Below are 7,468 nucleotides of genomic sequence, written 5' to 3' on the forward strand. Positions count from 1 at the left end.
GCCGCGAAGCACCTCGAGCGGCACGACATCCAGTTCCAGCCCGGGATCAACGAGGACCTGGCCGCCACCGCCGTTTGGGGCAGCCAGCAGGTGATGCTCAACCCGGCCAAGGTCGACGGCGTCTTCGCGATGTGGTACGGCAAGGCGCCCGGCGTCGACCGCAGCGTCGACGCGCTCAAGCACGCCAACTCGGCCGGCAGCTTGAAGTTGGTCGGGGCCACGATCTTGTGGCGGTCAAGGGAGATGTCGATGGTGACACCGGAGTCCATGGTGTCGGCGAGCGCGATCAGCCCGACCCAGAGGCCGGAGAACCGCGACATGGCGATGCCTATCAGGCCGTAGTCCAGCACCTCCTGCACGTCGGCGGGCGACAGCACCGGCATCTCGAAGTCCTGGAAGGCGTATTCCGACTGGGACGGCAGGGTGGAGGATTTGCAGTTGTGGTCGTCGCCGGCCACGGCGATGACGCCGCCCTTGGCCCAGGTCCCGGCGAAGTTGGCGTGCTTGAAGGCGTCGCCGGTGCGGTCGACGCCGGGCGCCTTGCCGTACCACATGCCGGTGACGCCATCGAACTTGGCGCCGGCGAACAGATTGGCCTGCTGGCTGCCCCAGACGGCCGTGGCCGCCAGGTCCTCGTTGAGGCCTTCCTTGAAGACCACCTGCGCCTCGTCGAGATACTTCTTCGCCCGGCCGGCCTGCTGGTCCAGCCCGCCGAGCGGGGAGCCGCGATATCCCGAGACAAATCCCGCCGTATTCAGGCCGGCGGCCGCATCCAGGCGCCGCTGGTCCATCATCACCCGGAGCAGAGCCTGGACCCCGGTGATGAAGACGCGACCATCTTTGAGCAGGAATTTGTCGTCGAGCGTCACATCAAGGTGGCGCATAGCAATATCTTTCCTTTTCGGCTCCCTAGTGCGAATAGAAGATCATATAACTGCGATGCAATTGCTTGCTAAAGGCGTGCCCCCCGCCAGGGGTTCCGGGGCAAGAATGACGCTCATATGCGCCGTATGAAGGAGGAAAACTTGTCCGAGGCCCTCGACGCGGTCGATGCCAAGATTTTGGATCTGATCCAGCATGACGCCGGCCTTTCGGTCGCCGAGATCGCAGAACGGGTCGGATTGTCCTCCAGCCCGTGCTGGCGGCGCATTAAACGCCTGGAAGATTCAGGTGTCATCCAACGTCGCGTGACGATCCTTGACCGCGAGTTGCTGGGCCTCGGCTTCGAGGTCTATTGCACCGTCAAGTTGTCGCTGCCGACCAAGGACAATCTGGACGCCTTCGAGACCGCCATCGGCAAACTGCCCGAGGTGGTGCAATGCGCCACCGTCACCGGCGCCGCCGACTACGAGCTGCGCATCGTCACCCGCGACATGCACGCCTTCGACGATTTCCTGCGCGAGAAGATCCTGTCGCTGGGCCTGGTCTCCAACATCGAGAGCCGCATCGTCATCCGCTCGGTCAAGCACACCACCGCCGCGCCGCTGGGCCTGATCAGCCCGTACGTCAGCAGTCACGGCTAGCCCTGCGGCGTCAGGTCGACTGGGTGTTGTCCGGCAGGCCCAGGATGCGCTTGGAGATGATGTTGTTCTGGATCTCCACCGATCCGCCATAGATCGACATGGCCTTGCCGCCGAGCCAACCGCGCACGGACTCGATTTCCTCGCGGGTGAACCCCTCGCCGTCCCAGCCCAGGCCCTGGCCGCCCATGATCTCCAGGGTCAGCTCCGAGCGCGTCTGGGCCACATGGGTGGCGGAGTTCTTCAGAACCGAGGCGGCGTTGGTCGCGCCCGAGGCGCCCTTGGACTCAGCCACGGCGCGGGCCAGGGTCAGGCCGTGGATCTTCGAATCCATCAAATGCCGGGTCAGGCGGGTCCGCAGGTCCGGATCGGCCAGGTGGCCCTTGTCGTCGACGCCGACATAGCGCTTGGCGATGTCCTGCAGCGGGGTGGCCCGTCCGCCGCCTGAAGCGCCGGTCTGACTGGCGCGTTCGTGTTGCAGCAGCCGCTTGCCGACACTCCAGCCGCCGTTGAGTTCGCCCAGCAGGGCGTCTTTCGGCGCGGTGGCCTCGGTGAAGAAGGTCTCGCAGAAGGGTGACGCGCCCGCGATCAGGGCGATGGGCCTGGGCTCGATGGCCGGCTGATGCATGTCGATCAGCATGAAGCTGATGCCGTCATGCTTCTTGGCGGTGAAGTCGGTGCGGACCAGGGCGCCGCACCAGTCGGAGTATTGGGCGCCCGACGTCCACGTCTTTTGGCCCGTGATCACCCAATGATCGCCGGCGTCGTCGCAACGCATCTGCAGCGACGCCAGGTCGGAGCCGGCGTTGGGCTCGGAATAGCCGACGCACCATTGGGCGTCGCCGCGCACGATGGGGGGAATGTGCTTGGCCTTCTGCGCCTCGGTCCCGTAGTCGAGGATCGTCGGGCCGATCATGGTCACGCCCATCCCGAACATCATCGGATTGAACGCGCCGATCTTGGCCATCTCCTGGGCCAGCACGCGTGCCTGATGCGGCGAGAGTCCGCCGCCGCCGTATTCCGCGGGCCAGGTCGGGGTCGCCCATCCCTTGGCGCCGATGGTCTTGCGCCACGCCTTGAGCTCGGGATTGTCGACGGATATCTCCGCCGAGGCCAGCGCGCCCTTGCCCGCCAGCGACTTGGGGAAATTGGCTTCCAGCCAGGCACGCGCCTCGGCGCGGAAGTCCTCGAGCTCGAGGTCGCTTCCGAAATCGGCCATGTCGCTACTCCACCGGATTGATCGTTGGGCACACCTTAGTCTCCGTCGCCGCCGCCACAAGCATGCCCCGAGGTGAACCAGGGTCACGAACTTGGCTGGCCGCCGTCGTCTTCTCCTGCGCGCATGGACGGGGCACTATGGCGGCGAAGGAGCTCAGATCATGATCGACCTCGTCATCGACCAACGACGCAAGGACCTGGGCGGGTTCGAGGTCGGCCGCGTCCTACCCTACGCCAAGCACAGGATGGTCGGACCGTTCATCTTCTTCGATCACATGGGACCGGCCCAGTTCCAGGCGGGCTTCCCGGCCAATGTCGATGTCCGCCCCCACCCCCACATCGGCCTCTCGACGCTTTCCTATCTTTTCGAGGGCGAGATGACCCACCGCGACTCCGTGGGCGTGACCCAGCCGATCAGGCCCGGCGAAGTGAACTGGATGACCGCGGGCTCCGGCATCACCCACTCCGAGCGGTTCGAAACCCTGCGCGCTCACGGCGGCGCCATGAACGGCATCCAGGCCTGGATCGCGCTGCCGGTCGAAGACGAGGAGACCGCGCCCAGCTTCGATCACTACGCCCCCGACGTCCTGCCGACCTATGAGGCCAACGGCATGTGGGCGCGGCTGATCGCCGGCCAGGCCTTCGGCGCCAGCTCGCCGGTGAAGACCCATTCCCCGATGTTCTACGTGCATTGGGCGCTGAAGCCCGGCGCTCAGGCGCTGCTTCCGGCCGAGTATCCCGAGCGCGCCGCCTATGTGGCCCAGGGGATCGTCGAGGTGGAGGGCCGCCAGTTCCACGAGGGCCAGATGATCGTGTTCTCGCCGGGCGAGCCGGCGCTGTTCACCGCGGTCAACGACGCCATCGTCATGCTGCTGGGCGGCGAACCCATCGGGCCGCGGTTCATCGACTGGAACTTCGTCTCGTCCTCCAAGGACCGCATCGAGCAGGCCAAGTCCGACTGGCGGGCCGGGCGGATGAAGTTGCCCGACGCCGACCACGATGAGTTCATCCCCCTGCCTGTCGAGCCGCCGCCGGCGTCCGCCAACCCGATGTCGTGAGCCGACGGATTTCGGGCTTGAACGCCGTTGCGTAAGCCGGGAGAGAATGGGACCAACAAGTTCCTCGGGAGGACAACATGAAGCTCTATTCTTCCATCGGTCCCAATCCGGCCGTCGTGGCCATGTTCCTGGCCGAGAAGGGCGTGGCCCTCGACACGGTCAAGGTCGACATCATGGCCGGCGAGAACCGCCAGTCGCCCTACATGGAAAAAAACCCGGCGGGCCAGTCGCCCTGCCTGGAGATGGACGGCGGCGGCCACCTGTCCGAGATCATCCCGATCTGCGAGTACCTGGACGAGAAGTTCCCCAACCCGCCGCTGATCGGCACGACGGCGGAAGAGCGCGCCGAGACCCGGATGTGGCTGCGCCGCATCGACCTCAACATCTGCGAACCCCTGGCCAACGGCTTCCGCTACGCCGAAGGCCTGCCCCTATTCCAGAGCCGCATGCGCACGATCCCGCACGCCGCCGCCGACTTCAAGGAACTGGCCCAGGAGAAGCTGACCTGGCTGGACGGCCTGATGACCGGCAAGACCTGGGTGGCGGGCGAACGCTTCACCCTGGCCGACATCCTGTTGTTCTGCTTCGTGGAGTTCGGCGCCACGGTCGGCCAGCCGATGAACCCGGACAACAAGAACCTCATCGCCTGGGTCGAACGGGTGAAGGCTCGGGCGCCAGCCAAGGCGTCGGCCTAGCAGAAGCGCTTGTCATCCCGGTCTTGCTTCGCAAACCGGGATGACGCCTTGAGAGTCACCCCTGCGCTGACAGCGCCTTGCGTGTCTGTTCCCAGTACTGAGCGCCGGTGATGATCGTGACGATGGTCGCCACCCACATCAGCCCGTGGGCGAACAGCGTGAACGGCCCCTGTATCGCGGGATCGGCAGGTAGCTGAAACGCCGCCCACGAGGCCGCCAGCAGCTCGGCCGCCAGGGCGGTGAGCTGCAGGGTGGTCTTCCACTTGGCCAGCAGGGTCACCGGCAGCTTCACGCCCCTGCCCGCCCCGACCTCGCGCAGGGCGCTGACGGTGAATTCGCGGAACAGCATCAGGCCGGCCGGCAGCACGACCATCGGCTGGCCGCCGAGCGCCAGCAGGCCCAGGATCGCGCCGCAGACCAGCACCTTGTCGCCGATGGGATCGAGGATCGCGCCCCAGACGGTGACGGCGTCCAGCTTTCGCGCCAGCCAACCGTCGAAGAAGTCGGTGACCGCGGCGATGACGAACGCCCAGAACGCCCAGCGCTGCAGGCCAAACTGCATGTCCGGCGTCAACCGCTCGCTGACATAGGGTATGGCTCCAGCCGCCCCGGCGAGCGCCAGGAAGACGAACAAGGTCAGGACCAGCCGCAGCGAGGTCAGGATGTTGGGCAGGGCTTTCATGGGGGTCCTACGGCGCGGATGGCTCAGGTGGCCGGGGTCAGCTCGACCTTCTTAGACTGCTTTCCATAGATGCAGATTCGCTTGTCCGCGCCCTCGCGCAGCACGGCGATCCCATAGGCCTCCGTACCAACGGGATGCACCAGCACCTCGGGCGTCTTCATCCCCGACGCCTGGGCCGCCGCCAGGCACTTGGCCGCGACGTCGGTGCGGAACGCCGCCCAGGCGTCCGGCGAGCTGGCGTGGCTCGCGGCGGGCGCGAGCGTGGCGAAGGCGGCGATGGCGAGGGCGGCGTAGCGCGTGGACATGGACGGTCTCCGGCGGATTCAGGCTTCAGCTTATCGCAGCGTCCGGGCGGGCCAAACGTTCCGCGTCAGCTCTTGCGGAAGAAGTCGAAGATCCGCTGGGCCAGGGGCTCGCTGACCCCGTCCACCTTGGTTAGGTCCTCCATCGAGGCCCGCGACACCCCGCGCGCGGAGCCGAAGGCGTGCAGCAAGGCGCGCTTGCGTCCGGGACCCACGCCTTCGATCTCGTCGAGTGGGTTCTTCTTGATGTCCATCGACCGGCGCGTGCGATGGCTGCCGTTGGCGAACCGGTGCGCCTCGTCGCGCAGACGCTGCAGATAGTAGAGCACCGGCGATTTCGGCTCGAGCATGAAGGGCGTCTTGCCGGGGATGAAGAACCGCTCCAGTCCCGCGTCGCGGTCGGGACCCTTGGCGACGCCCACCACGGCGATGTCGTCGACCCCCAGGTCGGCCATCACCTCGGTCACCGCGGCCAGCTGGCCCGCGCCGCCGTCGACCAGCACCAGATCAGGGCGGATGGCGCCCTCGCCGGCCTCCTCTTCCTTCACCAGACGGGCGAAGCGGCGACGCATCACCTCCTTCATCATCCCGTAGTCGTCGCCCGGGGTGAGGTCGGTCCCCTTGATGTTGAACTTGCGGTACTGGCTTTTCTGGAAGCCGTCGGGGCCGGCGACGATCATGCCGCCGACCGCGTTGGTCCCCATGATGTGGGCGTTGTCGTAGACCTCGATCCGCTCGGGGTTTCCGTCCAGTCCGAAAGCCTCGCAGACCCCGGCCAGCAACTTCGACTGGGCCGAGCTCTCGGCCATCTTGCGGCCCAGCGCCTCGCGGGCGTTGGTCAGGGCGTGGTCGACGAGCTGGCGCTTTTCCCCGCGCTGCGGGCGGTCGATGGTAACCTTGCGGCCGGCCTTGATGGCGAATGCCTCGCACAGCAGTTCGCGCTCGGCGGGTTCGATGCTGGTGAGGATCAGCTTCGGGATCGGCTTGTCGTCGTAGAACTGGCCCAGGAAGGCGCTCATCACGTCCAGGTCCTCGTCGGACTTGTCGACCCGGGGGAAGTAGGCGCGGTTGCCCCAGTTCTGCCCCGCCCGGAAGAAGAAGACCTGGACGCAGGCCTGGCCGCCCTCGGCGTGCAGGGCGAAGACATCGGCCTCCTCGATGGTCTCAGGATTGACCTGGGTCTCCTGGGCGACTGAAGCCAGCGCCCGGATCCGGTCGCGCAGCCGCGCGGCGCGTTCGAACTCCATGTCGTCGGAGGCCGCCTGCATCTGCTCCGACATCCTGGTCATCACCAGGCGGCTCTTGCCGCGCAGGAAGGCCTCGGCCTGTTCGACGAGGCCGGCATAGTCCTCGAGGCTGACCAGGCCGGTGCAGGGCGCGGCGCAACGCTTGATCTGGTGCAGCATGCAGGGCCGGGTGCGGCTCTCGTAGACGCTGTCCGAGCACGACCGCAGCAGGAACGCCTTTTGCAGGGTGTTCAGGGTCTTGGTCACCGAATGGGCGGACGCGAAGGGACCGAAATAGTCGCCCTTGATGGTGTGCGCCCCGCGGTGCTTGCGAAGCTGGGCGGCCGGGTGCTCGCGGCGGATGACGATCTCGGGAAAGCTCTTGTCGTCGCGCAGCAGGACGTTGAAGCGCGGCTTCATCTGCTTGATCAGGTTGATCTCGAGCAGCAGGGCGTCGGTTTCGGTGCGAGTGGTGACGAACTCCATCGATCGGGTGAGATCGACCATCAGGGCGATACGCTGGGTGTGGAACCGTCCTTGGGCGTACTGCAGCACCCGCTTCTTGAGCGAGCGGGCCTTGCCCACATAGAGGACCTCGCCGTCCTCACCCATCATCCGGTAGACGCCGGGCGCGTCGGGCAGGCGCCGGACCTCGTCCTTGATCAGGGCCGCCCCCTTCAGGGGCAGGTCGGTGGCTTCCGTCGACATCGCGCCAGATATAGGCGAGTCCGCGCCGTTCGACAGGGGCGTAAGAACAAGCGGAACAA

7 protein-coding genes and 1 pseudogene are annotated in these 7,468 nt (G+C 66.5%); 3 read left to right on the top strand and 5 right to left on the bottom strand.

The genetic code is table 11. The features are described from left to right. Positions 1-884: pseudogene (locus tag RMO04_RS08220) on the bottom strand (hypothetical protein); the annotation flags it as partial. 141 nt (positions 885-1,025) lie between these two features. On the opposite strand from RMO04_RS08220, the gene RMO04_RS08225 reads away from it, so the two are divergent. Further along, entirely contained in the window at positions 1,026-1,523 is a 498-nt protein-coding gene (locus tag RMO04_RS08225; protein ID WP_254834412.1) for an Lrp/AsnC family transcriptional regulator, read from the top strand. Positions 1,524-1,533: 10 nt separating this feature from the next. Here the strand turns inward: RMO04_RS08225 and RMO04_RS08230 are convergent, their stop codons facing one another. Beyond that, positions 1,534-2,739 carry an acyl-CoA dehydrogenase family protein gene (locus RMO04_RS08230; protein WP_309644299.1) on the bottom strand — a complete coding sequence of 402 codons (1,206 nt, stop codon included), beginning with the start codon at positions 2,737-2,739 and terminating at the stop codon, positions 1,534-1,536. 160 nt (positions 2,740-2,899) lie between these two features. Between RMO04_RS08230 and RMO04_RS08235 the strand changes: the two genes are divergently transcribed. Together RMO04_RS08235 and RMO04_RS08240 are read left to right on the top strand one after the other, a co-directional pair. Further along, positions 2,900-3,796: a pirin family protein gene (locus RMO04_RS08235; RefSeq protein WP_309644300.1), complete on the top strand. Its 897-nt coding sequence runs from the start codon at positions 2,900-2,902 to the stop codon at positions 3,794-3,796. Between the two features lie 77 nt (positions 3,797-3,873). Next, positions 3,874-4,491 carry a glutathione S-transferase family protein gene (locus RMO04_RS08240; protein ID WP_309644301.1) on the top strand — a complete coding sequence of 206 codons (618 nt, stop codon included), beginning with the start codon at positions 3,874-3,876 and terminating at the stop codon, positions 4,489-4,491. Positions 4,492-4,546: 55 nt separating this feature from the next. Here RMO04_RS08240 and pgsA read toward each other — a convergent pair whose 3' ends face one another. The 3 genes from pgsA to uvrC form a co-directional block, all read right to left on the bottom strand. Then, on the bottom strand, positions 4,547-5,173 hold the full coding sequence (gene pgsA, locus RMO04_RS08245; RefSeq protein WP_309644302.1) for a CDP-diacylglycerol--glycerol-3-phosphate 3-phosphatidyltransferase: 627 nt from the start codon (positions 5,171-5,173) through the stop codon (positions 4,547-4,549). Positions 5,174-5,196: 23 nt separating this feature from the next. Continuing rightward, complete coding sequence (locus RMO04_RS08250) at positions 5,197-5,478, bottom strand: hypothetical protein (RefSeq protein ID WP_309644303.1); 282 nt, start codon at positions 5,476-5,478, stop codon at positions 5,197-5,199. Positions 5,479-5,543: 65 nt separating this feature from the next. Continuing rightward, on the bottom strand, positions 5,544-7,445 hold the full coding sequence (gene uvrC, locus RMO04_RS08255; protein WP_405041471.1) for an excinuclease ABC subunit UvrC: 1,902 nt from the start codon (positions 7,443-7,445) through the stop codon (positions 5,544-5,546). Between the last annotated feature and the right edge of the window lie 23 nt (positions 7,446-7,468).

The sequence above is a fragment of the Phenylobacterium sp. genome (assembly GCF_031412415.1).
In the GTDB taxonomy this organism is placed as follows: Bacteria; Pseudomonadota; Alphaproteobacteria; order Caulobacterales; family Caulobacteraceae; genus Phenylobacterium.

What these genes read in the sequence shown, in the direction of transcription:
- RMO04_RS08230 (WP_309644299.1), bottom strand. Translation starts at nt 2,739, where the DNA reads ATGGCCGATTTCGGAAGCGACCTCGAGCTCGAGGACTTCCGCGCCGAG.
- RMO04_RS08235 (WP_309644300.1), top strand. Translation starts at nt 2,900, where the DNA reads ATGATCGACCTCGTCATCGACCAACGACGCAAGGACCTGGGCGGGTTC.
- RMO04_RS08240 (WP_309644301.1), top strand. Translation starts at nt 3,874, where the DNA reads ATGAAGCTCTATTCTTCCATCGGTCCCAATCCGGCCGTCGTGGCCATG.
- pgsA (WP_309644302.1), bottom strand. Translation starts at nt 5,173, where the DNA reads ATGAAAGCCCTGCCCAACATCCTGACCTCGCTGCGGCTGGTCCTGACC.
- RMO04_RS08250 (WP_309644303.1), bottom strand. Translation starts at nt 5,478, where the DNA reads ATGTCCACGCGCTACGCCGCCCTCGCCATCGCCGCCTTCGCCACGCTC.